At 69.6% G+C, this 24,509-nt stretch carries 29 protein-coding genes and 1 tRNA gene; 18 read left to right on the forward strand and 12 right to left on the reverse strand.

Annotated features, from left to right (window positions below):
- Positions 1–97: 97 nt before the first annotated feature.
- The 4 genes from N5095_RS08455 to N5095_RS22355 form a co-directional block, all read right to left on the reverse strand.
- Positions 98–493, reverse strand: a complete 396-nt coding sequence (locus N5095_RS08455; protein WP_267622334.1) for a type II toxin-antitoxin system VapC family toxin — start codon at positions 491–493, stop codon at positions 98–100.
- Complete coding sequence (locus tag N5095_RS08460; RefSeq protein WP_267622335.1) at positions 490–690, reverse strand: DUF7557 family protein; 201 nt, start codon at positions 688–690, stop codon at positions 490–492. The genes N5095_RS08455 and N5095_RS08460 overlap by 4 nt, the downstream gene beginning before the upstream one ends.
- 361 nt (positions 691–1,051) lie before the next feature.
- Positions 1,052–1,996 (reverse strand): ADP-ribosylglycohydrolase family protein, encoded by a 945-nt coding sequence (locus N5095_RS08465; protein ID WP_267622336.1) that lies wholly within the window; start codon positions 1,994–1,996, stop codon positions 1,052–1,054.
- A 74-nt stretch (positions 1,997–2,070) separates the two neighbouring features.
- Positions 2,071–3,498, reverse strand: coding sequence for a hypothetical protein (locus tag N5095_RS22355; protein ID WP_267622337.1), 1,428 nt, complete (start codon positions 3,496–3,498; stop codon positions 2,071–2,073).
- A 432-nt stretch (positions 3,499–3,930) separates the two neighbouring features.
- Here N5095_RS22355 and N5095_RS08475 point away from each other — a divergent pair, with 432 nt between their 5' ends.
- Positions 3,931–4,902 carry a beta-ribofuranosylaminobenzene 5'-phosphate synthase family protein gene (locus tag N5095_RS08475; protein WP_267622338.1) on the forward strand — a complete coding sequence of 324 codons (972 nt, stop codon included), beginning with the start codon at positions 3,931–3,933 and terminating at the stop codon, positions 4,900–4,902.
- A 58-nt stretch (positions 4,903–4,960) separates the two neighbouring features.
- The gene (locus tag N5095_RS08480) at positions 4,961–5,116 is read left to right on the forward strand and encodes a hypothetical protein (protein WP_267622339.1); all 156 of its coding nucleotides are present in this window, start codon (positions 4,961–4,963) and stop codon (positions 5,114–5,116) included.
- A gap of 1 nt (position 5,117) precedes the next feature.
- Here N5095_RS08480 and N5095_RS08485 read toward each other — a convergent pair whose 3' ends face one another.
- The 3 genes from N5095_RS08485 to N5095_RS08495 all read right to left on the reverse strand — a co-directional run bounded on the left by N5095_RS08485 (position 5,118) and on the right by N5095_RS08495 (position 7,966).
- Positions 5,118–5,393 carry a hypothetical protein gene (locus N5095_RS08485; RefSeq protein WP_267622340.1) on the reverse strand — a complete coding sequence of 92 codons (276 nt, stop codon included), beginning with the start codon at positions 5,391–5,393 and terminating at the stop codon, positions 5,118–5,120.
- Between the two features lie 76 nt (positions 5,394–5,469).
- Positions 5,470–7,029: a bifunctional hydroxymethylpyrimidine kinase/phosphomethylpyrimidine kinase gene (gene thiD / locus N5095_RS08490; RefSeq protein WP_267622341.1), complete on the reverse strand. Its 1,560-nt coding sequence runs from the start codon at positions 7,027–7,029 to the stop codon at positions 5,470–5,472.
- Positions 7,030–7,039: 10 nt separating this feature from the next.
- Complete coding sequence (locus N5095_RS08495; protein WP_267622342.1) at positions 7,040–7,966, reverse strand: sulfide-dependent adenosine diphosphate thiazole synthase; 927 nt, start codon at positions 7,964–7,966, stop codon at positions 7,040–7,042.
- A gap of 90 nt (positions 7,967–8,056) precedes the next feature.
- Between N5095_RS08495 and N5095_RS08500 the strand changes: the two genes are divergently transcribed.
- The 4 genes from N5095_RS08500 to N5095_RS08515 all read left to right on the forward strand — a co-directional run bounded on the left by N5095_RS08500 (position 8,057) and on the right by N5095_RS08515 (position 10,992).
- Entirely contained in the window at positions 8,057–8,890 is an 834-nt protein-coding gene (locus N5095_RS08500) for an RAD55 family ATPase (protein ID WP_267622343.1), read from the forward strand.
- Positions 8,891–9,053: 163 nt separating this feature from the next.
- The gene (locus N5095_RS08505; protein WP_267622344.1) at positions 9,054–10,037 is read left to right on the forward strand and encodes a hypothetical protein; all 984 of its coding nucleotides are present in this window, start codon (positions 9,054–9,056) and stop codon (positions 10,035–10,037) included.
- Positions 10,034–10,618: a DUF8135 domain-containing protein gene (locus tag N5095_RS08510; protein ID WP_267622345.1), complete on the forward strand. Its 585-nt coding sequence runs from the start codon at positions 10,034–10,036 to the stop codon at positions 10,616–10,618. The genes N5095_RS08505 and N5095_RS08510 overlap by 4 nt, the downstream gene beginning before the upstream one ends.
- Positions 10,619–10,668: 50 nt before the next feature.
- Positions 10,669–10,992, forward strand: coding sequence for a transcription factor S (locus N5095_RS08515; RefSeq protein ID WP_267622346.1), 324 nt, complete (start codon positions 10,669–10,671; stop codon positions 10,990–10,992).
- 54 nt (positions 10,993–11,046) lie between these two features.
- Here N5095_RS08515 and N5095_RS08520 read toward each other — a convergent pair whose 3' ends face one another.
- Complete coding sequence (locus tag N5095_RS08520; RefSeq protein ID WP_267622347.1) at positions 11,047–12,588, reverse strand: hypothetical protein; 1,542 nt, start codon at positions 12,586–12,588, stop codon at positions 11,047–11,049.
- A gap of 139 nt (positions 12,589–12,727) precedes the next feature.
- Between N5095_RS08520 and N5095_RS08525 the strand changes: the two genes are divergently transcribed.
- On the forward strand, positions 12,728–12,907 hold the full coding sequence (locus tag N5095_RS08525) for a hypothetical protein (RefSeq protein ID WP_267622348.1): 180 nt from the start codon (positions 12,728–12,730) through the stop codon (positions 12,905–12,907).
- Positions 12,908–12,946: 39 nt separating this feature from the next.
- Here N5095_RS08525 and N5095_RS08530 read toward each other — a convergent pair whose 3' ends face one another.
- Both N5095_RS08530 and N5095_RS08535 read right to left on the reverse strand, forming a co-directional pair.
- Positions 12,947–14,092 carry an acyl-CoA dehydrogenase family protein gene (locus N5095_RS08530; RefSeq protein WP_267622349.1) on the reverse strand — a complete coding sequence of 382 codons (1,146 nt, stop codon included), beginning with the start codon at positions 14,090–14,092 and terminating at the stop codon, positions 12,947–12,949.
- A gap of 69 nt (positions 14,093–14,161) precedes the next feature.
- Positions 14,162–14,308 carry a hypothetical protein gene (locus N5095_RS08535; RefSeq protein WP_267622350.1) on the reverse strand — a complete coding sequence of 49 codons (147 nt, stop codon included), beginning with the start codon at positions 14,306–14,308 and terminating at the stop codon, positions 14,162–14,164.
- A 153-nt stretch (positions 14,309–14,461) separates the two neighbouring features.
- Here N5095_RS08535 and gcvT point away from each other — a divergent pair, with 153 nt between their 5' ends.
- The 6 genes from gcvT to N5095_RS08565 all read left to right on the forward strand — a co-directional run bounded on the left by gcvT (position 14,462) and on the right by N5095_RS08565 (position 19,948).
- Positions 14,462–15,676 carry a glycine cleavage system aminomethyltransferase GcvT gene (gene gcvT, locus N5095_RS08540; protein ID WP_267622351.1) on the forward strand — a complete coding sequence of 405 codons (1,215 nt, stop codon included), beginning with the start codon at positions 14,462–14,464 and terminating at the stop codon, positions 15,674–15,676.
- Positions 15,677–15,700: 24 nt separating this feature from the next.
- Complete coding sequence (gcvH, locus tag N5095_RS08545; protein ID WP_267622352.1) at positions 15,701–16,084, forward strand: glycine cleavage system protein GcvH; 384 nt, start codon at positions 15,701–15,703, stop codon at positions 16,082–16,084.
- Between the two features lie 336 nt (positions 16,085–16,420).
- The gene (gcvPA, locus tag N5095_RS08550) at positions 16,421–17,761 is read left to right on the forward strand and encodes an aminomethyl-transferring glycine dehydrogenase subunit GcvPA (protein WP_267622353.1); all 1,341 of its coding nucleotides are present in this window, start codon (positions 16,421–16,423) and stop codon (positions 17,759–17,761) included.
- A gap of 7 nt (positions 17,762–17,768) precedes the next feature.
- On the forward strand, positions 17,769–19,214 hold the full coding sequence (gene gcvPB / locus N5095_RS08555) for an aminomethyl-transferring glycine dehydrogenase subunit GcvPB (protein WP_267623022.1): 1,446 nt from the start codon (positions 17,769–17,771) through the stop codon (positions 19,212–19,214).
- 171 nt (positions 19,215–19,385) lie between these two features.
- Entirely contained in the window at positions 19,386–19,778 is a 393-nt protein-coding gene (locus N5095_RS08560) for a DUF2267 domain-containing protein (protein ID WP_267622354.1), read from the forward strand.
- Positions 19,775–19,948 (forward strand): hypothetical protein, encoded by a 174-nt coding sequence (locus N5095_RS08565; protein ID WP_267622355.1) that lies wholly within the window; start codon positions 19,775–19,777, stop codon positions 19,946–19,948. Before N5095_RS08560 ends, N5095_RS08565 begins: the two co-directional genes overlap by 4 nt.
- 106 nt (positions 19,949–20,054) lie before the next feature.
- Here N5095_RS08565 and N5095_RS08570 read toward each other — a convergent pair whose 3' ends face one another.
- Positions 20,055–20,219, reverse strand: a complete 165-nt coding sequence (locus N5095_RS08570; protein ID WP_267622356.1) for a DUF7838 family putative zinc beta-ribbon protein — start codon at positions 20,217–20,219, stop codon at positions 20,055–20,057.
- Positions 20,220–20,376: 157 nt separating this feature from the next.
- On the opposite strand from N5095_RS08570, the gene N5095_RS08575 reads away from it, so the two are divergent.
- Together N5095_RS08575 and N5095_RS08580 are read left to right on the forward strand one after the other, a co-directional pair.
- Positions 20,377–20,619, forward strand: coding sequence for a glutaredoxin family protein (locus tag N5095_RS08575; RefSeq protein WP_267622357.1), 243 nt, complete (start codon positions 20,377–20,379; stop codon positions 20,617–20,619).
- The gene (locus N5095_RS08580) at positions 20,616–21,149 is read left to right on the forward strand and encodes a cob(I)yrinic acid a,c-diamide adenosyltransferase (RefSeq protein ID WP_267622358.1); all 534 of its coding nucleotides are present in this window, start codon (positions 20,616–20,618) and stop codon (positions 21,147–21,149) included. Before N5095_RS08575 ends, N5095_RS08580 begins: the two co-directional genes overlap by 4 nt.
- 39 nt (positions 21,150–21,188) lie before the next feature.
- Here N5095_RS08580 and N5095_RS08585 read toward each other — a convergent pair whose 3' ends face one another.
- Positions 21,189–22,118 (reverse strand): NmrA family NAD(P)-binding protein, encoded by a 930-nt coding sequence (locus N5095_RS08585; RefSeq protein WP_267622359.1) that lies wholly within the window; start codon positions 22,116–22,118, stop codon positions 21,189–21,191.
- 261 nt (positions 22,119–22,379) lie between these two features.
- On the opposite strand from N5095_RS08585, the gene N5095_RS08590 reads away from it, so the two are divergent.
- From N5095_RS08590 to N5095_RS08600, 3 genes are all read left to right on the forward strand, one after another.
- A tRNA-Val gene (locus tag N5095_RS08590) sits at positions 22,380–22,454 on the forward strand.
- A 461-nt stretch (positions 22,455–22,915) separates the two neighbouring features.
- Positions 22,916–23,095 carry a DUF7576 family protein gene (locus N5095_RS08595; RefSeq protein WP_267622360.1) on the forward strand — a complete coding sequence of 60 codons (180 nt, stop codon included), beginning with the start codon at positions 22,916–22,918 and terminating at the stop codon, positions 23,093–23,095.
- A gap of 116 nt (positions 23,096–23,211) precedes the next feature.
- A complete protein-coding gene (locus tag N5095_RS08600; protein ID WP_303651558.1) occupies positions 23,212–24,492 on the forward strand; it encodes an FAD-dependent oxidoreductase in 1,281 nt (426 codons plus the stop codon).
- Positions 24,493–24,509: the final 17 nt, after the last annotated feature.

The raw sequence follows: 24,509 nt of genomic DNA on the forward strand, positions 1-24,509 counted from the left end.
CTGGTCACTGTGTCCGCTGAATCTACACGTTTGATTCGTCGCCGGTCGTCGGTCCGAGCCTGACCGACGTACCACATACAGGCAGTGCCCGAAGGGACTAACACGGCCCAAATCTCCGGACGGAGAGGAGTTCACGGAGGCCTTCCGTATCGAAGTCAGCGTCGGAGACGACCAGTTCCTTCCCTTCGGATCGCGCCGTAGCTGCAATCATGAGGTCACGTGGCGACAGAGGATTGCCAGATTCGAGAAGGCGGCTCTGCATCCGGGCAGCTTCAAACGCGATCTCTTCGGAGAAGTCGAGAGCAGTGACTCGGCCGAAGTTCTCACGCGCCCCGATGAGGTCTGTCTCACCAGCTGAAAATACCTCACCAGCGAGAACTTCATAGATACAGATGCTGGACGTGACCAAAGTCGGTCGTTCATCGACGAACGTGACTACGTCCTCGACACCATCGAGGTAATCGATGATAGCCGACGAATCGAGAAAGGTCACTGTTGGAAGCTCTCTCGAGACCGTTTGATTGCTTCGCGCGCCTTTTCGGCTTTGTCAGTTCCTTTCCACGCACCAGCCTTCATTCCCGATCCCTCGTTCGCCAATCGGTCGAGAAACTCGTCCCAACTCTCGTCTTCACGCTTCAGCCGCGCCAGTTTCTCCTTCGTCTCGTCGGAGACGCGGATTGACGTACTCATGTGCATATGCTGTGTATGCAGACGGAAGTAGTTTGAGGAGACCGCCGTTGTCGGATTGCTACAGTGACGTTCGGGGGTCTGAGGTCGCTGCATACACCCTCCGTATTCAGCACGGCCACCGGGACTGTATCGTACTTCTGCGGGGAGCCGCTCGCTGGATACGCGGCACGACTCGCGGAGCTGAGTCAGTTGGTGACGGGCTGAACGGAAGTATCGCGTCGAGCCACCCGCTGAGGTCTGGCTAGACCCTTCGGATTCCCCTGTGAACCGTTCGGCCCTGGAAGCGGAACGAACCCGCCTATCGCTCGTCGAGGACGGAATCCGCGTCGGGGGGTACCGCGTCGAGAGAACCACGAGGTGCTCACGCCACTGCCGGAAACGCCGTCTCGTACAGCGTCGTCGCCGACTCCCACAACTCCTCGCGCTCGTCGATTTCGGCCAGCCATCGTTCCGGCAACGCCTCGGCGCCGAAGCGCGCTCCCGCGACCGCACCCGTCACCGCGCCGACGGTGTCGGCGTCGCCGCCCATGTTCACGGCGTCGACAATCGCCACCTCCGCCGACTCGGCGCTCAGCGCGAGCCACAGCGCGGTCTGCAGGGTGTCGACGACGTACCCCGTCGAGCGCAGGTGGCCGGGCCGCTCGCCGCGAGCGACCGGCTCCAGCGCGGCCCGGAGGTCGTCGGGCACGTCGGTCGCGTCGAGGGCGCCCCGAAGCGGCGCGTAGGGGTCCTCGTCCCCGTCGCCAGTGAGGAGACCCGCGACGGTGCGGTTCAGCACGGCACAGCCGGCGCGACAGCGCGGGTCGGCGTGGGTGATGGCCGACGACCGACGACTGGCGCGGTCCAGACTGTCGAGGTCGTCGTGGAACGCCAGCGCGTAGGGGACACAGCGCATGACACTCCCGTTGCCGGCGTTCTTCCCCTCCGGTCGGGCGTGCCACACCATCTCGCCGGCCTCGTCGGGGGCGACGCCGTCCTGCAGGTTCCGAATCGCGTCGGCGGTCATGTTCCCCACGTCGAAGGGGCCCGACTCGTACCACGCGACGAAGCGGTCGGCCACGTCGGTCGGTGCGAACGACCCGCGCTCGGCGAGGCTCCGGGCGATGCAGAGCGCCATCTCCGTGTCGTCGGTGATGGTCCCCGCAGGCTGGTGCCACGTGCCGTTTCCGAGCATCTCGGTGACGCGGCCGTGCTCGCGCTCGATGTCGTCGGCGGTGCGAAACTCGACCGGGCGCCCGAGGGCGTCGCCGCAGGCCAGTCCGAGGAGGGCGCCGCGGGCGCGGCCGAGGGGTGTGCGGTTCGTCATGGTCCGGTCGCTCCGAAACGCCGGGAGCGGAAAAGAGTGGCTCGGAAACGGCTGCTGCGGCGCGGTCGGTCGAGTTACGGCGTGTCGTTCGCGTCGGTCGGGTCCGTACCGTAGACGTTCACTTCGCGGCAGTCGTTGACGCCGTCACCGTCGGTGTCGGCCTCGGTCGGGTCGGTACCGTACTTCTGGCGCTCCTTCTCGTCGGAGAGTTTGTCGCCGTCCGTATCGGGGTCGTGCGGGTCGGTGCCGAGTTCCTCCTCGCGGCTGTCGGTGAGTCCGTCGCCGTCGCTGTCGCGGCTCTGGGCAGGCTCCTCGGTGGTCGTCTCTTCCGGCGACTCCGTCGTCTCGTCGGGCGTCTCGGTCGGCTCTTCGGTGGTCGTCTCGTCGGGCGTCTCGGTCGGGTCGTCGGCGTCGACTGTTTCGACGGTCACCTTCACCAGGAAGGCGCCGAGGCCCTCGCCCCGGTCGACGCCCGGGGTCGTGTCGAACCCGCCGACGGCCGCGTACCCATCTTCGGTCTTGACGAGACTTTCCGGGGCCATCGACCCCTCCCCGTCGTAGGAGTAGGTCCACTGCACGTTCCCACTCGCGTCCGTCTCGACGAACTGGACGTTGCCGTCGACGCTTCCGTCCTCGTCGTCTTCGTTGTCGTTGGACTCGAGACCGCCGTTCGCACCGAGGAGTCCGTAGCCGCCGTCGAACGCCGTGAGGTCCTCTCCGGTCTCTCCTCGGCCGTGTTCGTCGCCCTCCGCCGCGACCTGGTACGTCTTCTGCCACTGCTTCTCGCCGGAGGCGTCGGTCACGACGAGCGGGATGTCACCCAGTTCGACCCCGGTCATGGCGTAGCTCCCGTCAGGGGCCTGTGCGACGCTCCGGAGGTAGCCGGGGAGGACGTCGTCCGCGCTCTCGCGGACGCCACGGTCCCACGTCTGGGACCAGACGACGTGCCCCGTCGAATCGTACTTGACGAGCAGGCGGTCGCCGCCGTTCCCGCCGACGACGGCGAGGCCTCCATCGGCGGTCGCCACGGCGTCGCTGGCCGACTCGCGTTCGTCCTCGATGACGTCTTCACTTCGGTCCCACTTCGTCGAGCCGTCGTCGGTCGTCGCGTGGAGTCGGATTCGACTCTCCTCGGTGTCGATGACGAACACCGGCGTACCGTCCTCGAGGACGACGATATCGCTGACGTCGGTTCCCGCGAGGACCTTCTCCCAGACTGTCTTCCCGTCCGGAGCGACCTTCGCGAGGTAGACGGCGTCCTGGTCATCGGTTCCTCGTGTCGTCGCGCCCCCGAGGTAGAACTCCCCGTCCGGGCTTTTTCCGAGTGCGGTGAACCGAACCGGGTCGCTGGAGTCGCCGACAGGGTAAGCGTCCTCCCACAGTCGAGTGCCGGTGGCGTCGGTCTTGGCAAGCCAGATGCGCTCCGAGTCCCAGTCGTTCGCGCCGTCCCCCGCCACACTGCCGAGACTGCCGGCGAGCGCGAACCCGTCGGCCGTCTTCACGAGGTCCCCGACGCCGAGGCCGAAGAGTATCTGCTTTCCATCCTCTACGTTGATTCCCGTCTCGGTCTCCCGGTATCGCCGCTCCCACGCGACGCGGACTTCGGTTCCTTCGTCCGTCGGGGAACTATTGGGGGTACCACCGCCGCTTCCGCCGTCGCTCTGGGCGAGCGATACACCCGTACCCGCCGCGCCGAGGACACCGAGGCTGCCGAGTAGTTTGAGGGCCGAACGCCTGCCGAGGCTGTCGTCGTTAGCTGGGGTTCACTACGAGGCTCGCTCTCTCTCCGAGGCACCTACTTATACAGGAGATAACAGCGAGGTTGCCCGTCGCGTAATCCGATGTTCCGGCCTGATAGACGCCACACGTCGGCCAGCCCCGGCCGGCGTTGCCACCGTCGAAACCGGCATCCCCCGTCGATTCGAACCACGAATATGACACACGTCGCCGTCGGCGGGCGCCTGCACTTCGGCTTCGGCAACCTGAGTCTCGCCCACGAGCGACTGTACGGCGCGCTCGGGGTCGCCCTCTCGGGACCCGAGACGGTCGTCCGCGCCGAACCCGCGACCGGCGTCGACTGCGCCCACCCCGACGCCCGCGAGTACGCCGAGCGCGCCGTCTCCCTGCTCGGTGACCCGGTCGAAGGGGCGGACGTCGTCGTCGAGGCGGCGCTCCCGCGACACGTCGGCCTCGGGAGCGGGACGGCGCTGGCGCTGTCGACGCTGGCGGCGGTGGCGCGGGCACACGACCTCGACCCGCAGGTCCGTGCGCACGCGCCGGCGCTCGGTCGCGGCGGACGGTCGGGAATCGGCGTCGCCGCCTTCGAAGACGGGGGGTTCGTCCTCGACGCCGGCCACCCGACGGCGCGGTTCACCACCGACCGGCCCGCGGACGGCGACTGGACCGTCCCCGCCGTCGCCGCACGCCACCGGATTCCCGAGGACTGGCGCTTCCTGCTCGTCCTCCCCGACGCGGACCCCGGTCGGAGCGACGAGCGGGAGGACGAGAGCATGCGGGCGGCGGTCGAGCGCGCGGACCCCGCGGTGGCCGACAGAGTGGCCGGGGTGCTCACCCGTCGAGTACTCCCGGCCGTCGCCGAGGGGAGCGCCGAGCGCTTCGGCGGGGCCGTCGCCGAGGTCGGCCGTCTCAACGGCTCGTGGTACGCCGACGAACAGGGCGGCGTCTACCGCCCGCCCGTCGGCGGCGTCGTGGCGGCGCTCGACGACCACCCCTCGATTTACGGCGCCGGACAGTCCTCGTGGGGGCCGGCGGTGTACGGCGTCACCGACTCGGAGCGAGCCGACGCGGCCCGTGCGGCCGGCGAGGCGGCACTCGACGCGGCCGGCGTCGACGGCGACGTGCTCGTCGTCGCGGGCCGGAACGGCGGGGCCTCGCTGGACGTGTAGCGCCGGCCTCGACTCGACCGGCCACCGGACGTAACCGGCCCGCGCTCGAATTACGGGTATGGCCTATCAGACGACGCTCGGTTGGTCGCTCGTCACCTCGGCGGTCGTCACGTTCCTGCTCGCGGTCGTCCCCGGCGACTCGCTGTGGTGGGGCGTGTTGATGCTCGTCGCTGGCGCCGCCCTCCTGTACTACCGCGACGACCGGCGGTACTGACTCACTCCTCGTCCCCGACCGTCCGACTCTCCGTCGAACCGCAGTCCGGGCAGGCGTCGCCCGACTCCTCGTAGCGAGCGCTGCAGTCGACGCACTCGACCGTCGCCGCCTCGTGACCGGTCGCCCCCTCCCGACTGACCCCCTGGTCCTGGCCGGCCTCCTGGTCCTGGCCGGCCTCCTGGTCTCGGTCGGCCCCTTCGTTGTACTCCTCGGCGGCGGCCTTCGCGTCCTCGGTGAACTGCTCGACGTTCCGGCCGAGCTTTCTGAAGAATCCCATCGGGGCTACGAGGGTCCGCGGCGTCATAACGCTTCTCCGGGTTCGACCCGGGTCCGGACCCGACGGCTCGCGCCGCTCAGTCGTCGAGCGCCCGGGCCACCCCGACCGCCCGCTCTCGGAGTTTCGACGGCTCCCGGCCGAGCAGGCGCACCATCGGCTCCTTCCCGTGGTCGCCGTCGCCGACTATCGCCGCCGGCGCCCGGCCTCGACCGGCGAGCGCCGTCGCGGCGACCCAGTCCATCGTCCCCGGGGCGTGACTCGGCTCCTCGCGCCGGTCGACGCGGACGGTCTCGAAGCGCTCCTCGACGGCGTCGACCGTCTCCTCGTCCCGGCGGACGTTACACACCGCTCGGACGGTCGGGTCGGCCTCGCGGACGCCGAGCAGGAGTCGGGCGAGGTGGTCGGAGGCGCCGAGGCGGGCGGACCCGGTCGCCCGGACCGCGACGGTCGAGGGGTCCGCGCGACCATCCCCCCCGCCGACACGATGGAGTCGTCCGTCGACGGCGGCGACTTCCTCGGGGTCGAGCGCACACGGCGGGGCGACGGCGAACTGCAGGCCGACCTCGGGGACGAGCCGAGCCGCCGCGGGCGTCCGCTCGAACGACCGGACCGCGTCGTCGACGGCGGCGAGCGCCCCGGCGACGCCGGCGCGAGAGCGGAGCGTCGCCGCGTGGTTCACCGGGCCGGCGCCGGCGCCGAGGTCCGCGCGGGCGAACCTGACCGCACGGTCGACGAACCGTGCTCCGGTCTCGACGGCCGTCTCGAGGTCGTCGCCGCGAGCGAGGCGGGCCGTGATGGCGGCCGAGAGGGTGCAGCCGCTCCCGTGGGTCGCGTCGGTGTCGACGCGAGGGCGTCTGAACCGCCGGACCCCGTCGGCGGTCGCGAGCACGTCGACGACGGCCGAGACCGGCTCGTCGTTGCCGACTCGCTCGACCCTGTCCGCGCCGTCGCTGTCGCCGTCCTCGGTGTCGTCGCCCGCGCCGGCGCCGTCGACGTGCCCGCCGGTGACGAGCGCCGCGTCGGCGCCGAGATTCCGGAGGGCACGGGCCGCCGCCGCGGCGTCGGTCGTGTCCGTAACCGGGCGGCCGACCAGGAGGTTCGCTTCCGGCCGATTCGGCGTGACGAGCGTCGCCTCGGGGAGCAGACGCTCACGGAGGGCGTCGACCCCGCCCGGTTCGAGCAGTCGGTCGCCGGACTCGGCGAGCACGACGGGGTCGACGACGAGCGGCGCGTCGCGCCCGACGCCCCACTCGCGGAACGCGTCGGTGACCGCACGGACCGTCTCGCCGTCGACGAGCATCCCGGTCTTCGCGGCCGCGACCGGGAGGTCCTCGGCGACGGCGGCGACCTGTTCGCGGACCGTCTCGTGGGGGACCGGTGTGACCGCCGAGACTCCGGTCGTGTTCTGGGCGGTGACGGCCGTCACCGCCGAGGTGCCGAACGTGTCGAGGGCCTCCATCGTCTTCAGGTCGGCCCCCACACCGGCGCCGCCGCCGCTGTCGGAGCCGGCGACGGTGAGGGCGATCGGCGCCCGGTCGACGGGGGATACCGAGGGCGGAGGGGAGGCGACGTCAGTCGAGGACTCGTGGACCTGCGACGGACGTCGGCCGGCGTCGTCGCGACTCGTCTTACCCATCTCGCTCACCTCAGTCGTCCGCCGGCGTCGGCGACCGGCCGGTGAGGTCGACCGTGGCGTCGACGCCGAGTTCGTCGAGGGCGACCTGTGCGGTTCGGCGGCCGGAGAGCAGCATCGCGCCGAACGTCGGTCCCATCCGGGGGAGGCCGTGGACCGACGCCGTCGAGAGTCCCGTGGTGAGGAGTCCTTCGTGGACCTTTCCGGCCTCCTCGACGACCACGTCCTCGGACTCGTCGACCCACATGGAGTCGTGACCGGGGGAGTCGTGGCCCGGGGCGCCGAACTCGTTGTCCGCCGAGCCGTCCATCCCAGTGTTGTGCTCGGCGGCGTGGTCGAGACCGGGAGCGTCGAGCACGCCGCGCTCGCGGAGCTTCGAGGCGACGAGCGCCTCGTGGCCGGTGGCGTCGACGACGAGGTCGGACTCGATGGCGACGGGGTCGACGCAGGTGAGTTCCCGGGGGAGCGCGTGGACCGGCGTCCAGTTCATTACGACGCCGGCGACGCGGTGGTCCTCGCGGACGACCACGTCGGTGAACTCGGTCATGTTCTGGACCCGGACGCCGGCCTCGCAGGCCGCTCGGATGAGCGACGAGCACGCGTGGGGCGCGTCGGTGACGTACAGCCCCTCCGCCTCGTCGCTCTCCTCGTACGGGACGCCGAGTTCGTCGAGAACCTCGTGGGCCGGGTCGCGGACGGTGAGCTTGTTCATGAGGAAGCCGCCGAGCCAGAAGCCGCCGCCGAGGTAGTTGTTCTTCTCGAGGAGCGTCACGTCGACCCCGCGATGGGCGAGTTCCTTCGCCGCCACCAGCCCCGAAGGGCCGCCGCCGACGACGACCACGTCGCTGTCGGTGAGTTCCTGGAACTCCTCGTGCCACGCGTCGCCGATGGCGCGAGTAATCTGTGCTTCGCCGGCCTGGCTGAATCCCTGGAACGACATTGCGATTACCTAGTGATATCACTAAGTAATAAGCGTTCGGTAGCGCCTCGTCGACGCAACACATAAGAAGTCCGAACGAAAGGCGGGGGCATGGACGAAATCCCGTTCGGGGTTCCGCGACTGGACTCCATCATCGGCGGCGGCGCCCCGTCGGGGACCGTGGTGTTGCTGGCCGGGGAGGCCGGCGCCGGCGCCCGCGAGTTCATCTACACCAGCGCGGCGATGAACGCCCTCGCGTCGGCGGACCCGGCGCTGTTCGACCTTCACTACGGTGACCTCGACGGGGGGGCGAGCGTCCCACCCGAGGTTCACTACCTCTCCTTCACGGCCGACCGCGCTCACGTCGAACGCGAGATGTCCTACGTGATGGACGACGAAATCGTCGAGGCGGCGAGCCGAGCCGTCCACTTCGAGGACCTCTCGCCCGAGTACTTCCAGCTCAGTCCCATCCCCCGCGACTGGTACGACGACGAGACGACCTCCATCCAGGACCTCGGGGCGCGCGAGGGCCAGGGAGACGTCTTGGAGGCGCTCGGGGACTACCTCAGCGCGAACGCCGAGGGGAACCTCGTCTGTATCGACGCCGTCTCCGACCTCGTCGGCGCCGTCGACGACGTGGCGTGGACCGACGTGGCCATGCTCGTGAAGGGGCTGACGAAGGCGGCCCACGACTGGGGCGGGCTCATCCTCCTCCTCGCCAGCGTCGACACCCTCGAGGCGACCGAGTTGGGCTACCTGATGGACGCCGCCGGCGGCACCCTCCAGTTCGAGTGGGAGTCCGGCGGATCCAAGCGCGCCCGGACGATGGTCGTCCGTTCCTTCCGCGGGGTGCTCTCACAGCTCGAATCGGAGAACATCGTCCGCTTCGAGACCGAGATTCACGAGGGCGGCTTCGACGTGAGCGACGTGCGGAAGATTCGCTGAGCGGGTGCCGTCGGCGGGTCGCCGACTGACCACCGGCGGCCCGCGTGGGGCACTGTCGGTGACCGGTGTCGCCGCCGTCGACCACCTCGTTCTTTTTAGTTCCGTAGAGTGACAGTCACCACGGGCAATACTTAACTACCGGAAGGCGAAACGGGGGTGACAGATGCCGGGGGAGCACATCGAGGCGCTGTCGGACGAACAGGTGGAGTGGCTCGACGGGGAGGCGTGGGAACGCGGCCTCGACCGCGAGACCATGCTCTCGCGCGCGGTCGAGGCGTACCGGCTCCTCGAGGAGGTCGAGGGAGAGGAGTCGTCGGTCGACCCCGCCGCGCTCGAGCGGAGACAGACGAGCGTCGAGGACGACGTGGAGGGGCTCCTCTCGCGGGTCACCGCCGTCGAGGACGACGTACAGACGAAAGTCGAGGACGTGCGCTCGCGGGTGATTCAGGTCAAACGCGAGACCGACGCGAAGGCGCCCGCCGAGCACGACCACGCGGAGCTCCGTGACGCCGTCGAGACCGCGTCGACCAGGAGCGACGCCCTGGCCGAAGCGGTCGCCGAACTCGACGCCCGTGTAGAGGACGGGTTCGACAACTTCGAGGAGGTGTGCTCGTACCTCCGCGACGAGCGCGACGTCCTCGACCGGAAGGCGACACAGCTAGCGAGGGCCGTCGTCGACCTACGGGCGCGGGTCGGGGAGCTCGAACGGCGGGCGAGCGCCCGCGCCGCGATGGAGGAGCTCCGTCGCGAGGCGGCCCGCCACGGCGCCGCCACCCCCGACTGCGGGGACTGCGGTTCGACCGTCCACGTCGGACTGCTCGACGAGCCGACCTGTCCCCACTGCGGGGTCGGCTTCGTCGACTTCGAGCCCGGCCGCCGGTTCTTCGGGTCGACCCGACTCGTCCCCGGCGACCCGCCGGCGCTGGAGGGGAAGACCCTCGACGCCGACCGCTCCGAGGAACCGGACGACTTCTTCGACGACCCGCCGGCGGGCGACGACGACGCTTCCCCCGCGACGGCTGAGGACCTGACGGATACTCCCGCGAGTGTGGGTCGACGCGACCCCGTCGACGACGAGGACCCGGACGGGCGCCCGACCGACGGCCGAGACGGACGCTCCGCCGACGGCCGGGAGGCCCAGCCGTGAGCGACGACCGAGAGGTCGAGGAGCTAATCGAGGAGGTGCCCAGTGCCGAGACCGGCGTCGAGTCCGGGGTCGGGTCGGGACCACAGTCGGAAGGTTCGGAGTCGACGAGTCCGGACTCAGCGAGTCCGGAGCCGACGGCCTCGGAGTCGACGCCGGCGAGCGAGCACGAGCGTGACCCGGCGGCCGACCCTCCGCTCGACGGACTCGCGGACGACGTTCGTCGCCGACGGGCGTCCCCGGAGGACCGCGAAGGCGATGCCGCCGACGAGTTCTTCGAGTCGGTCGAGGTCGAGGCCGTCGACACGGACGCCGTCTGGGCGGACCTGTTCGCCGACGCGGGCGTCGTCGGCCCCGTCGACGCCGTCGACGCCGACGGGTCGGACCCCGAACACGTCGTGGACAAGCGCGCGTTCTGCCAGCGCTGTCCGCACTTCACCGACCCGCCGGTGTCGGCCTGTAGCCACGACCGGGCGGAGGTCGTCGAGGTTGTCGACTTCGACCGCTTTCGGGTTCGCGCCTGTCCGATGGTCGCCGAGTACGGCGGCGAGGACGGCCCCGGTTCGATTCCGCGTACGGAGTGACGACACCGGGGTTCCGACAGCCCCTAGTGGGGCGAGCGCGAAGGCGGCCCATGCAGTTCTGCGACGACTGCGGCTCCATGATGATGAACGAGGACGGCACCATGGTGTGTCGGAGCTGTGGCGCCTCCGCCGAGCAGGACGCCGACCGGGCCGCCGAGTTCGTCTCGACCGAGGAGCAGAGCGGCGACGAACTCATCGAGACCGAGGAGGGCGCCGAGTTCGAGGGCAAACCCACCGCCACCGACGTGACCTGCGACCGCTGTGGGCACGGCGAGGCGTGGTACACCATCAAGCAGACCGGCGCCGCCGACGAGCCGCCGACGCGCTTCTTCAAGTGCAAGGAGTGCGGCTATCGGTGGCGCGGGTACAACTGACCGGCGAAGAGCCGGAGTCGGCGCCGAACCGCCCCTCGACTACGGACCTCCGGGTCAGTCGTTCTTCGGACAGCCGTCACCGTCTTCGTCGACCTCGTCGGTCGTTTCCGAGGGAGTCTCTTCGGGCGTCGTCTCGCCCGCACCGGCGTCCGACCGCTCGTCCGCCGTCGTCTCGTCCGAGGTCGGCTCCTCCGGGCTCTCGGGAGTCGTCTCCTCGGATTCGTCGCGGCTCGGCTCCTCGGTCGTGTTTTCGTCCGGCTCCGATTCCGGCGTCGTGGTCTCGTCGGGCTCAGACTCCGGTGTCGTGGTCTCGTCGGGTGTCGTCCCGTCGGCCCCTCCCTCGGCGTCGCTTTCGACGAGTTTCAGCAGGAATGCGCCGTTGTCCTGCTTGACTTGGCCGAAGTTGCCGCCGACGACGACTCCGCTTCCGGCGTCCACGACGTCGCCGGCGTACAGGTCGAACTCGGGGTCCTCGAGGAGCGCCGTCCACTCGACCGACGTGCCGTCCGTCGTCTGCATCACCTGTGCTCTGTCGGGGTCGCCGTCCACGTGCGACGAGATGGTGTACCCGGTCCCGGACCGAACGAACGCCGACGCGTCGTCCGAGCCCTCGGTCGGTCCCTCCAGAGACGCGGCGCCGACGACCTCGCCCTCGTCGCTGACGCGGGTGACGACGACGTCCCCGTCCTCGTAACTGCCCGAATCGCCGAGCACGGCGTACCCACCGTCCCCGAGCTGCAGCAGGTCGTCGACGTCGCCGGATTCACCCCCGTATCGGTCGTCGATGGCGACGGACCGCCACTCGAGGTCGCCCTCGGCCGAGAACTTCAGCAGGCCCTCGACCGCACCGGCTCGACTGTAGCGGGTGACGCCGGCGACGAGAACGCCGCCGTCGTCGGTTCCGATGGCCGCGGTGGCGTCGTGCTTCGGCGACCTGTCGGTCTCGGAGTTGTCTTCGGGGTCGACCGACCCGGCCCAGGTCCAGGACTCGGACCCGTCGGAAGCCCGTTTGGTGACGAACAGGGGGTAGGGCTGGCCCTCGTCGTCCTGCCGGTACCGGACGCCGGCGAAGGCCGCGCCGTCGCCGGCGGCGACGGCACCGATGTTGCTCGGCCCGAAATCGGCCGTCCACACGGACTCGCCCGAGGCGTCTACTTTCAGCCCGTACCCGTGGAGCTTCCCGTCGTCACCGGCACCGTTCGCCCCGACGGCGAACCCGCCGTCGGCGGTTCGGCCCATCGTCACATAGTCGAGTTCGGACTCGCGTCCCGTCGGGTGCGTTCGTTCCCACCGGCGATTGCCGGCCTCGTCGGTCCGGGCGAGCCAGACGTACCCCATCCCGGGGCCACGATACGGGCGGGCGCCGCCGCCGAGGAGGTACCCGTCGTCGAGGTCGACGACGTCCTGCACGCCGTCGATGAACAGTTCGTCGTCCAGCGTCTTTCGGTAGCGTCGCTCCCAGGTGACGGTCGTATCGGCGTTCGAGGAGGTAGCGGTGTCGGCGACGGAGGGGACGCTCGCGACGGCACCGAAAACGCCCACGGTGCCGAGGGTTTTCAGGACAGTACGCCTGCTGACCGATGGTCTCTCGGACATACTGTGCTCGCCTTCCCGAGTATCCGCTTTAGTTACCTGGACGCCAAGAGAGTCTTAAGAGGCCGGTAAATCGCGCCGGCGTCCCGCTTCGGGTCCGCCGAGCCGTGGGTCCTTTCCCGACCGAGAGTGAGTGACGTGTATGGGTTCCGACCCCGACTCGCGCGGTCTCGGCTTCTACCTCGGCGTCGCGACGTTTGTCGTCGGCCTCGCCGGTTACCTCCTCTTCGGCTGGCGTTTCGGCGACGGAACCGATTCGGTTGCCCTCCTGTTCGGTGTCGCGGCCGCGTGGGCCGCCGTCGTGTTGACGCTCCGCCGGTGAGTGGCGCTCCTCCCCAGCCTGCCTCGACCCGAACCAGACTCAGTCCAGCACGCCGCGTGCGATGATTTTCTGCTGAATCTCGCTCGTCCCCTCGTAGATGGTCGTAATCTTCGAGTCGCGGTAGAAGCGCTCCACGTCGAACTCGCTCATGTAGCCGTAGCCGCCGTGAATCTGCACGGCCTCGTTGGTCACGTCGACGGCGGCCTCGCTGGCGAAGTACTTCGCCATCGACGCGGCGACCCGGTTGTCCTCGCCTTCGTCCTCCTGTCGGGCCGCCTCGCGGACGAGCAGGCGGGAGGCCTGCAGCTGCGTCGCCATGTCGGCGAACTTGTTCCGCACGGCGTCGATGTCGCCGATGGGCTTCCCGAACTGCTCGCGCTCTGCGGCGTACGACTTGGCCTCGTCGAAGGCGGCCTGGGCGAGGCCGACGGCCTGCGAGGCGATGCCGATGCGCCCGCCGGTGAGGATGGTGAACGCCGCCGAGAGCCCGCGACCTTCCTCGGTGAGACGGTACTCCTCGGGAACCCGCACCGAGTCGAACGTCATCCCGGTCGTGTCGCTGGCGCGCAGGCCGAGTTTCTCCTCTTTCTTGCCCACCGTCACGCCGTCGTAGTCGGCGGGAACCAGGAACTGCGTGATGCCGTCGTCGGCGCCGTCGACCTTCGCGAAGACGATGTAGACGCCCGCGCGCTCGCCGTTGGTTATCCACTGCTTCTCGCCGGAGACGACGTACTCGTCGCCGTCCTTCGTCGCCGAGGTAGTCATCTCCGCGGGGTTCGACCCGGCCTGGGGCTCGGAGAGGCAGAACGCCCCGACGGGGCGGCCGTCGACCATCTCGGGGAGCCACTCGTCCTTGACGGACTCGCTCCCGAACTTCGCGATGCAGGAGGTGGCGAGACAGTGCACCGAGAGCGCGGTGGCGACGGCGAGTTGGCCGTAGGCGACCTGCTCGTTGACGACGCTGTACGTCGTCCGGTCGGCGTCGAAGCCGCCGTACTCCTCGGGGACGGTGAGGCCGGTCAGGTCCAGGTCGGCGAGCGCGTCCCAGGCGTCCTCCGGGAACGTCTCCTCGCGGTCGGCCTCCTCGGCACCGGGTCGGAGCTCCTCGACGGCGAACTCGTGGACCACGTCGCGGATGGCCCGCTGCTCGCCGGTGAGCGCGGAGTCGGGTCCGGTCAGGTTCATACCCCGACCTTCGGTCCCGCACCGAAAAAGATGACTGACCGCGGTCGGCTCGCCGTGCGACCCCCCGACTCAGAACGACTGGAGCGCCCGCGACATCTCGGCGTAGGTGGCGGTCTGCCGCCCCGTCGTGCGCTCGTTCGAACCGGCCGCCAGGTCGCCCGCACCGGTCGCGTCGGTCGTCGCCGCGTCGGCCTCAGAAAAAGTTACTACGTTCATACTCAATTCAGATGGGCTCGAAGTATATAAAACTAGCCCTGAATGGGGTTCGACGGGACCGCGGCGCGTTCGTTCCGTGTCGGGTCAGTGCCGACCCACCTACCGACTGCCCGGATACAAAACCATTACCTACCCCCCATTCGACGTGCGGGTATGGCCCTTCGCAAACCGCCGTTGCGCGAGGAACACGCCGCTCGCGGGGCGAAGTTCACGGAGTTCGGCGGGTGGGACATGCCGGTGGAGTTCGACTCCATCCGCGCGGAGCACGCCGCGGTCCGGGAGGCGGTCGGCGCCTTCGACGTCTCGCACATGGGCGAGGTCGTGGTCGCCGGCCCGGACGCCACGGCGTTGATGCAGCGTCTCACCACGAACGACGTGACCCGTCTCGACCCCGGCGACTCCCAGTACGCCGCCATTACCGACGAAGACGGCGTCATCCTCGACGACACCGTCGTCTACCGGCTTCCCGACGCCACGGACGCCGACGACGCGGCGACGGGAACGACCCGCTACCTGTTCATCCCCAACGCGGGCCACGACGTCGAGATGCACGACCGGTGGGTCACCCACCGCGACCGCTGGGACCTCGACGCGACCGTCGAGGACCGCACCGAGGACTGGGCGATGTTCGCCGTGCAGGGCCCCGACGCGGCCGACCTCGTCGGCGACGCCGCCGACGTGCTCGATGCCGACGCCGACGGGGGCGGCGGCACCGCGGTCGAGGACGTGCGCGACCTCTCGAAGTTCCAGGCGACGTACGCCACGGTCGCCGGCGCCCGCTGCTGGGTCGCCCGCACGGGCTACACCGGCGAGGACGGCTTCGAGGTGCTCGCTCCGTGGGACGACGCGACCGAGGTCTGGTCGGCGTTCGTCGCCGGCGGCGACGGCGAGGGCGCCGAGGGAGCGGACGAGGCGAGCGGCGACACGGCGGCGACCCCCTGTGGCCTCGGCGCCCGCGACACGCTTCGCTTGGAGATGGGCTACCTCCTCTCCGGGCAGGACTTCGACCCCGAGGACGACCCGCGGAACCCCTACGAGGCCGGCATCGGGTTCACCGTGAAACTGGACACCGAGTTCGTCGGGCGCGACGCACTCGCCCGCGTGAACGAGGACGGCCCCGACGAGCGCTTCGTCGGCATCAGACTCCTCGAGCGCGGTGTCCCCCGCCACGGCTACGACGTGGTCGACACCGACGGCCACGTCGTCGGGGCGGTCACGAGCGGCACGATGAGCCCTACGCTGGGCGAACCCATCGCCCTCGGCTACCTCCCGGTCGAGCACGCCGACCCCGGCACGCGCGTCGGCGTCGTCGTCCGCGGCAGCGAGAAACGCGCGGAAGTCACCACGACCCCGTTCATCGACGGATAACGACTCTCCCCATCGACACCAACCATGAGCTTCGACGTACCCGACGACCTTCGATACCTGGAATCGCACGAGTGGACACAGACCGGCGACAGTTCCGTCCGAGTCGGCATCTCGGACTTCGCCCAGGACGAGCTGGGCGACGTGGTGTTCGTCGAACTCCCCGACGAGGGCGACACCATCGAGAAGGACGCCGAGTTCGGCGTCGTCGAGTCCATCAAGGCCGTCTCCGACCTCTACGCCCCCGTCTCGGGCGAGGTCGTCGCCGTCAACGAGGCGCTGTTCGACGAGCCCGAACTCGTCAACGACGACCCCTACGGCGACGGGTGGATGCTCGAGGTCGACCCGAGCGACCCCGACGAGTTCGACGACCTGCTGTCGGCCGACGAGTACCGCGACCAGATCGAGTAACGGGCGTCGCGCCGGTACCCTTCGGTCGATTGGACCCCCACCCAGCCGACCCGACTCGGTTCGCCCCCGACGCGCACTCCTCCGTCACCGAGTGACAGCCACGGCGGTCCGGGTGCGCACCGACCGGCCGGGTAGCGCCGGGACCCCACTGGCCGGGGGATACACGTCCGTGTGTCGACGACCGACAGTCGCGGCAATATTTTACGAGAGTGTGCACGCACGTGGCCTCCATCCCCGTACGTGCGGCCCAATCCCGGCACGTCTATGTGCCCCCGGCCGTAGTACCGAACAAGCGCAGATGGTCCGAATCTCACACACCGGAGGCCGTACGGTCCGATGAGCGGGAACCGACCGCGCGGGACGCCGTTCGCCCCGCACACGCCGGACGAGACGCGGGCGATGCTCGACGCCGTCGGCGTCGACGACGAGGCCGCCCTGTTCGACATCCCCGACGGCGTATCGTTCGAGGGCGAGTTCGGCATCGAGCCCCGCACGGAGCGGGGAATCCGTCAGGAGGCCGCCGAGACGCTCGGAAAGAACCGCGACCTGACGGAGTTTCTCGGTCGAGGCCACTACGACCACTACGTCCCGTCGTTCGTCGACCACCTCGCCGACCGGGCGGAGTTCCTGACGAGCTACACGCAGTACCAGCCCGAAATCACGCAGGGGTTCCTGCAAGCCCTGTTCGAGTACCAGTCCCTCCTCGTGGAGCTGACGGGGCTCCCGGTGGCGAACTGCTCGATGTACGACGCCGCGACGGCACTCGGCGAGGCCGCACGCCTCGCCAACCGCCTGCGGGACTTCGACGGTGACCGGGTTCTGGTTCCCGAGGCGGCGTTCCTCCGGGCGGGCAAGCGCGGCGTCCTCGAGAACTACGTCGGCGGTACCGACCTCGAACTCGACACGTACCCGTTCGAGGACGGCAACGTCGACCGCGACGCCCTCGCGGAGGCGATGGCCGACGACGTGGCGATGGTGTACGTCGAGAACCCCACCGTTCGGGGGAGTATCGAGGAGGGTCTCTCGGCGGTCGGTGACCTCGCCGAGGAGCACGACGCGCTGTTCTGTCTCGGCACCGACCTGCTCGCGATGGCGCTCCTGCAGGAGCCGGCGAGCGTCGGCGCCGACGTGGTCGTCGGCGAGGCGGGCGTGCTCGGGCTGCCGACGGCCTACGGGATGGGTCTCGGCCTCTTCGCCTGTCGGGACGACTTCCTCCGGCAAGTTCCGGGTCGTCTGGTCGGCGTCGGCGAGGACGCCGCCGAGAAGCGGGCGTACACCCTCACGCTCCAGACCCGCGAACAGCACATCCGCAAGGAGCGCGCGACGAGCAACATCTGCACGAACCAGGCGTGGGTCGCACTTCGGACGGCGATGCACGCGAACTGGCTCGGCGCCGACGGGCTGGTCGACCTCGCGGAGGAGTGCGTCCGTCTCCCCCGCGAACTCGCCGGCCGGCTGACTGACATCGACGGGGTCATCGCGCCGCACCACGACCGCCACCACTTCCGGGAGTTCGTCGCCCACGTCGACCAACCGGCGAAGGCGGTCGCGGGCGACCTAGAGACCGAGGGATTCGCCGTCCACGTCGTCGGCGAACACCTGATTCAGGTGTGTGTGACCGACGCGAACAGAGGCGCCGTCGACGAGTTCGTCGCGGCGATGAAGGAGGTGCGTTGAGATGCCGATGGACTACGACCAAGCCAGATACAGCCGCGAGGACCTGTACGAACCGCTGCTCTCGGAGAAGGACGAGACGACCGTCGAGGTCGGTGACGACGACTCACCGCTCCCCGAGGAGTTGACCCGCGACGAGGTGACGCTCCCCTCCCTCTCCGAACCCGAACTCGCCCGCCACTACACCCGGCTCTCGCAGATGAACTGGTCCATCGACTCGGGACCGTACCCCCTGGGGTCGTGTACGATGAAGTACAATCCGAAGTTCACCGAGGACGTGGCCGCGCTCCCGCAGGGCGCGGTCCACCCCGACCGCTCCGACGCCGCCTCGCAGGGCGTCCTCGAGGCGTACCACCGCCTGCAGGACTACCTCGGACGCATCGGCGGGATGGACGCGGTGACGCTCCAGCCCCCCGCCGGGGCCGCGGGCGAGTTAACGGGCATCCTCGTGGCGAAGGCGTACCACGAGGCTCGCGGCGACGACCGAAGCGAGGTCGTCATCCCCGCCTCCGCCCACGGCACGAACTTCGCCACGGCGGCGATGGCGGGGTACGAGGTCGTCGAACTCCCCTCCGGCGAGGACGGGCGCGTCGACGTGGAGGCGCTGGAAGCGGCGGTGAGCGAGGAGACCGCCGCGCTGATGCTCACCAACCCGAACACGGTGGGACTGTTCGAGCGCGACATCGAACACATCGCGGACATCGTCCACGACGCCGGCGGCCTGCTGTACTACGACGGCGCGAACCTCAACGCGCTGTTGGGCCGCGCCCGACCCGGCGACATGGGCTTCGACATCATGCACTACAACGTCCACAAGACGTTCGCCACGCCCCACGGCGGCGGCGGCCCCGGCGCCGGCCCGGTCGGCGTCGTCGAGGAACTCGCCGAGTTCCTGCCGGACCCACACGTGCGCGAGACCGACGACGGCGTCTACGAGACCTACGCCCCCGAGAGCTCGGTCGGGAAGGTCCACGGGTTCGCCGGCAACTGGCTCGTACTGGTGAAGGCGTGGGCGTACATCGCCCGGCTCGGCGACGCCGGCCTGCGCGACGCCAGCGCGAAGGCCGTCCTCAACGCGAACTACCTCGCCGACCGCATCGACCTCGACATCCCGTACGGCCCGTTCCACCACGAGTTCGCGGCGACCGCGGGCGACCGGGACGCCGCCGAAGTGGCGAAGGGGATGCTCGACTACGGCGTCCACCCGCCGACGACGAAGTGGCCAGAGATGGTGTCGGAGGCGATGCTCACCGAACCGACGGAGATAGAGAGCCGCGCCTCCCTCGACGACCTCGCGGCCGCGTTCAACGAGGCCGTCGCCGACGACGACGAGACGCTCGCCGAGGCGCCCCGCCGGACGACCGCCCGCCGCATCGACCAGGTTAGTGCGGCGCGCAGTCCCCGACTGTCGTGGCAGGCGCTCGCCGACGAGGGCGAGGACGACGGCGAGGACTGAGTTCGGCCGCCGAGCGGCGTCGGGGGTCGACAGCCCGGTTCCCGACCCGGCGGACAGGTGCGGCGACGTGGGTCGACGGCCGGAGGAAATACACACAGTCGTCGGCCCGCAGTCGGGCGGTTTCCCGCGGCCACAAACCACTCCCCGAACTGGTCCCTAGCCGTGACCGCAATGGACTACGACAGCTTCATCGGCACCGTCCAGCAGCACGGCGAGTACGCGGGGAGCGGCGAGGCAGTGAGCGCGACCCGGGCGACGCTCGCGACCCTCGGCGAACGCATCGACGAGGGCGAGGCCGAGGATCTCGCAGCCCAGCTTCCGGCCGAGGTGGGCGAGCATCTGACCGGCGGTGACCACGGGGAGCAGTTCGACTTCGAGACGTTCCTCGAACGGGTCGCCGACCGGGCCGAGCACGACGCCGTCGCCGAACACCCCGAGGACGCGACGAACGCCGTCGTTCGAACCCTGCAGGAGGCGCTCGGGCGGGAGACCGAGATAGCGGACGTGCTCTCGCAGCTGCCACAGGACGAGGGGTACGGCGGACTGTTCGAGTCGGTGGCGTGAGTCTCCGTCGCCTCCCTCGCTCCCCGTCGTTCAGCCACACGCGAACTTCGGGTTCGGAGACGGCGTTCGAAGACGACGTCGTACCCGGCTTCACGGACGAGGTCGCGAACGGCGTCCCCGAGACCCGACCCGACTACGACGAACAGGTCGAGGCGACCGAGTCGGCGTAGACGGGAGCCAGCCGGGTCGCCGGCGAGTCGGTCCGTTCGAGACGCGACGACGCCCGGAGCCGTCGCTCACGGGGGAACGGGAGAGCGGGAAGTGGCGAGCGGCGACTCAGGCCGAGCTGTCTATCTCGTCGCCGATGCGGACGAAACCGTAGCCACAGTCGGTGCAGCGCCACTTCGACTTCTCGCCGAGGTGGAGGGTCGTGCTCGCGGAACGGTAGAACTCGCGACTCCCGCCACACTGCGGACAGTCGTGCTCCATCTCCAGGCTCATAGCAACGAATCCGGGAGGGGACGTGTTGAAGATGTTGGTTCCGGGGTCGGTGGGGCCGACGCGGTCGGTGCGGGCGGCGCGGTCGAACGCGAAGACGGGGGCGGCTCCCCGGCGCCGCGAGGCCAAGGTACTTCTCTCGCCCGACCCAAGCGAGGCTATGGCGATTACGCTGTACTCGCTGGACGGTTGTCCGTACTGTGAGAAGGTCCACGACGCCCTCGACGAGAACGGCGTCGAGTACGAGACCGAGTGGGTCGAGGCGCTCCACTCGAAGCGAGACGAGGTCAAGCGCGTGAGCGGCCAGCGCGGCGTCCCGGTGCTCGTCGACGACGACCACGGCGTCACCATGAGCGAGAGCGAGAACATCCTCCGCTACGTCGAGCAGACGCTGGCCCGATGACCATCTACACCGGCCGCGGCGACGAGGGGATGACCGACCTGCGGGACATGTCCCGCGTGTCGAAGACGAGTCCGCGAATCGAAGCCTACGGGACGGTCGACGAGGCGAACGCACTCGTCGGCACCGTGCGCCCGACCGGGTACGACGACGTGGACGAAACCCTCGAAGCGGTACAGAACCACCTGTTCGTCGTGCAGGCGGACTTCGCGAACCCCGACGCCGACGAGGACGACCCGCAGGTCGACGAAGCGCAGGTCGAGCGACTCGAAGCGTGGATCGACGAGGCCGACGAGGAGCTGGAGCCACTCCGGTCGTTCGTCCTCCCCGGCGGGAGCGAGGCGGGGGCGGCGCTCCACCACGCCCGGGCGGTCGTGCGCCGGGCCGAACGGCGCTCGGTGCGCCTCGCCGGCGACGAGGCGGTCAACCCGGAGGCCGTCACCTACCTCAACCGGCTGTCGGACCTCCTCTTCACCCTCGGCCGACTGGTCAACCAGCGCGACGGGGAGAAAGAAGAACGGCCGACGTACTGAACCGCGAACCGGTCGCCGCCGCTCTCGGCCGCCGACTTCTCACCGCTCGTGTGCTTCGGAGGGGCGCTCGGCCCACTCCGCGTCGCCGAGATACTCCTTCAGCGTGCGTAGCTCGACGCCGGTCTCGCGTTCGAGCGCCGAGGTGTCGACCTCCCGGTCGGTGGCCTCGAACGACCGGAACTCCGCGGCGGCTTCGACACCGAACAGCTCCTCTGCCGACTCCGGGGGTAGGTGGACGGGCCGGACCGGCCGTCCGAGGACGAGCGAGAACTCCTCGGCGATTTCGGGGAGCGTCAGTCGGTCGCCGGCGACGGTGATGTCGCGCCCGACGAACCGGCCGGGTTCCCGGAGGACCGCCGCGGCGACCGCACCCACTCCCCGGGCGTCGACCATCGAGAGGCGGACGCCCTCCGGGAGCGGGAGACCGATGGTCCCGTCGAGTGCGTCCGCCCAGTACGACCGGAACCGGTCCATGCGGAAGGTCGGACGCAACACCGTCGAGGGGAGCCCCAACTCGCGGAGGTACCCCTCGACCGGTCGCTTCGGGTCGGGACGACCGTCCGGGGGTGACACTGCCGCCCCCGTCGACGAGCAGAAGACGAGGTGGGCGACCCCGGCGGCGGCCGCCGCGTCGACGGCGTTCTCGCCGGCCGCGATTTCGGGCTGGGTCCCGCGGTCGGTGGGTGTCGTGAGGAACACGCCGTCCATCCCGCGCATCGCCCGGTCGAGGGAGGGTCGGTTCCAGAGGGTCCCGCGGACGAGTCGGACGCCGCGTCCGGCGAGTCGACGACCGGCCTCGGTGTCGGGGTCGTCGACGAGCGCGTAGACGATGGGCCGGGCGTCGGTCGCGCCGTGAGGGGTCGTGTCGAGTGTCCGTTCGCCCTCCCGCTCGGCGGAGAGAAGGTGGTCGACGACCGCCGACCCGACGGCTCCGACGGGGTCGGTTACGAGCACCTTCGGGGAGGTCATACCCTACCCGACGACCGAGCGCGCGATAAACCCGACGCTTGTGGAGTTCTGACCGTCATCGGTGAGAGAATGATAGGGGAGCTGAACCGACCATTGATGCCCACGGTCGGGACAGACGCGATGCGGCCTCGCGGCGACGCATCGACTTTAGGTATGCCTAATTCTTTAAAAAGCGTTGTGTTTTCGGCTCACCTAAATCCCGGCAGGTAGCCGGCAGACAAGACAACCCTTAAGTCCGGACCGGAGGTACGTTCTGGTGCCGGGTTGGTGGTCTAGTCCGGTTATGACGGCTCCTTCACACGGAGCAGGTCGGCAGTTCGAATCTGCCCCAACCCATTTTCGCGCCACAACGACCGCGAGCGCCAGCGAGCGGTCCGTGGCGTGAAATCCGAGTACGGAAGATTCGAACTCAGAGAGACGCAGCGCGACCAACGGGAGCGACCGTCTCTCGATTAGTTCGAATCTGCCCCGACCCATCCTCGGATTCTTCGCAACGACGAGCAATAACGAGGCGTCCGTAGTATCGAGGGCCGGGACGGAGAAGTCCGACTTCGGAGGCCATCACGAAGCGAGGCGGGCGAGGTCGACGCTCACCTGACGACGAACCGCGGGTCGGCCGTAACCGCGGACGGGAGACGTGTCGTTCGACCCCCTCACACCGCTTCTCGCGCCGAGTCGACTGCGACCGACCGGGTGCGACGAACTGCCCTTCCCGTCGTCTACTCGCTTCGACGACCCCGAGTAGAGGTGAAATTTTATGATGAATCGCCGAGTATCGCGCGACCGAGTGGGACTCGATGGAAGGTGAGAACTCGACCCCGTTCTTTACGACCTGCGACCACTGTGACGAACCGTTCGAGCCGGGAACCTCCTACCCGGTCGTTACCGACCACGACGACGGCGACGTGGAACTGTACTCCTTCTGCGACGAGTCGTGTCGCGACGAGTGGGAAGGGGGGTCAGTGAACCCGAGTTGACGGGAACGGACGGTGGACCTCGACCCCGCTAGGTCTGCACACACTTCACCCCCACGTAGCCGGCGGGCGACGCCGGAAGCGGACGGGTCTTGCCCGCTCGCTGCCGAGTGTCCGACATGGACACGACGGTCCTCGTCGTCGGCGGCGGCGCCACGGGTGTCGGCGTCGCCCGCGACCTCGCGATGCGCGGCGTCGACGTGACGCTCGTCGAACGCGGTGGGCTCGGGAGCGGCACCTCCGGTCGCTCACACGGCCTGCTTCACAGCGGCGCCCGCTACGCCGAGGCCGACCCGCAGGGGGCACGCGAGTGTATCGCGGAGAACCGCATCATCCGAGATATCGCCCCGGCGTGCGTCCGCGACAGCGGCGGCCTGTTCGTCTCGCTCGAATCGGACGACCCGGCGTACTACGAGGCCAAGCGGGACGCCTGCCGCGAGCACGACATCCCGGTCGAGGAGCTCTCCCCCGAGGCGGCCCGCGAGCGCGTTCCGGACCTCGCCGACGACGCGGAACGCGTCTTCGAGGTCCCCGACGGGGTCGTCTACCCCTCACGGCTGGTGGCCGCCACCGGGGCGGACGCCCGCGAACACGGCGCACGAATCGCGACCGGTTCGCCGTTACTCGACTTCGAGGTCGAGGGCGGTCGCGTCGTCGCCGCCGAGGTGGGCGGCGAACTCGACGCCCGTATCGAGCCGGAGTACGTCGTCAACGCCGCCGGCGCGTGGGCGGGGGAGTGTGCGGCGCTCGCCGGCCTCGACGTCGAGATGCGTCCGACACAGGGCGTGATGGTCGGCGTCGACTACCCGAGGCTCGGCCCCGTCCTCAACCGGTGTCGGGACCCCGACGACGGCGACATCGTCATCCCCCACGACGACCGGGTCGTCCTCGGGACGACCAGCGTCGCCATCGACGACCCGGACGAGATGGTCGAGGACCCGGACGAGGTCGAACGGACGATTCGCGAGTGCGCGGCGATGCTCCCGTCAGTCGCGGACGTCGAGCGACTCGACACGTACTGGGGCGTCCGACCCCTGTACGCCCCCGACGAGGACTCCCGTGGCGGGGAACGGGGCATCTCCCGCGGGTTCTTCCTGCTGGACGGGTCGGACGGCGGAGCGAAGGGCGGGAGCGACGCCGGGAACGGCGGGGGGCCGGGTACCGACGACGGCGTCGAGAACTTCCTCAGCGTCGTCGGCGGGAAGCTCACGACCCATCGACTGATGGCGGAGGCGGCGACCGACCGGGTCTGTGCGGCCCTCGGCGTCGACGCGAAGTGCCGGACGGCCGAGGAACCGCTCGTTGCCGGCAACGAGGCCGACGCCGTCGACCGGTTGGTCGCCGAGTTCGACGCGCAGGGGCCGGCGGACGCCGACGTGGTGGGACCGGCCGACGACTGACCGGCCGTACCTGTCGG

The sequence above is a fragment of the Halobium salinum genome (assembly GCF_026586625.1).
Lineage (GTDB): Archaea > Halobacteriota > Halobacteria > Halobacteriales > Haloferacaceae > Halobium > Halobium salinum.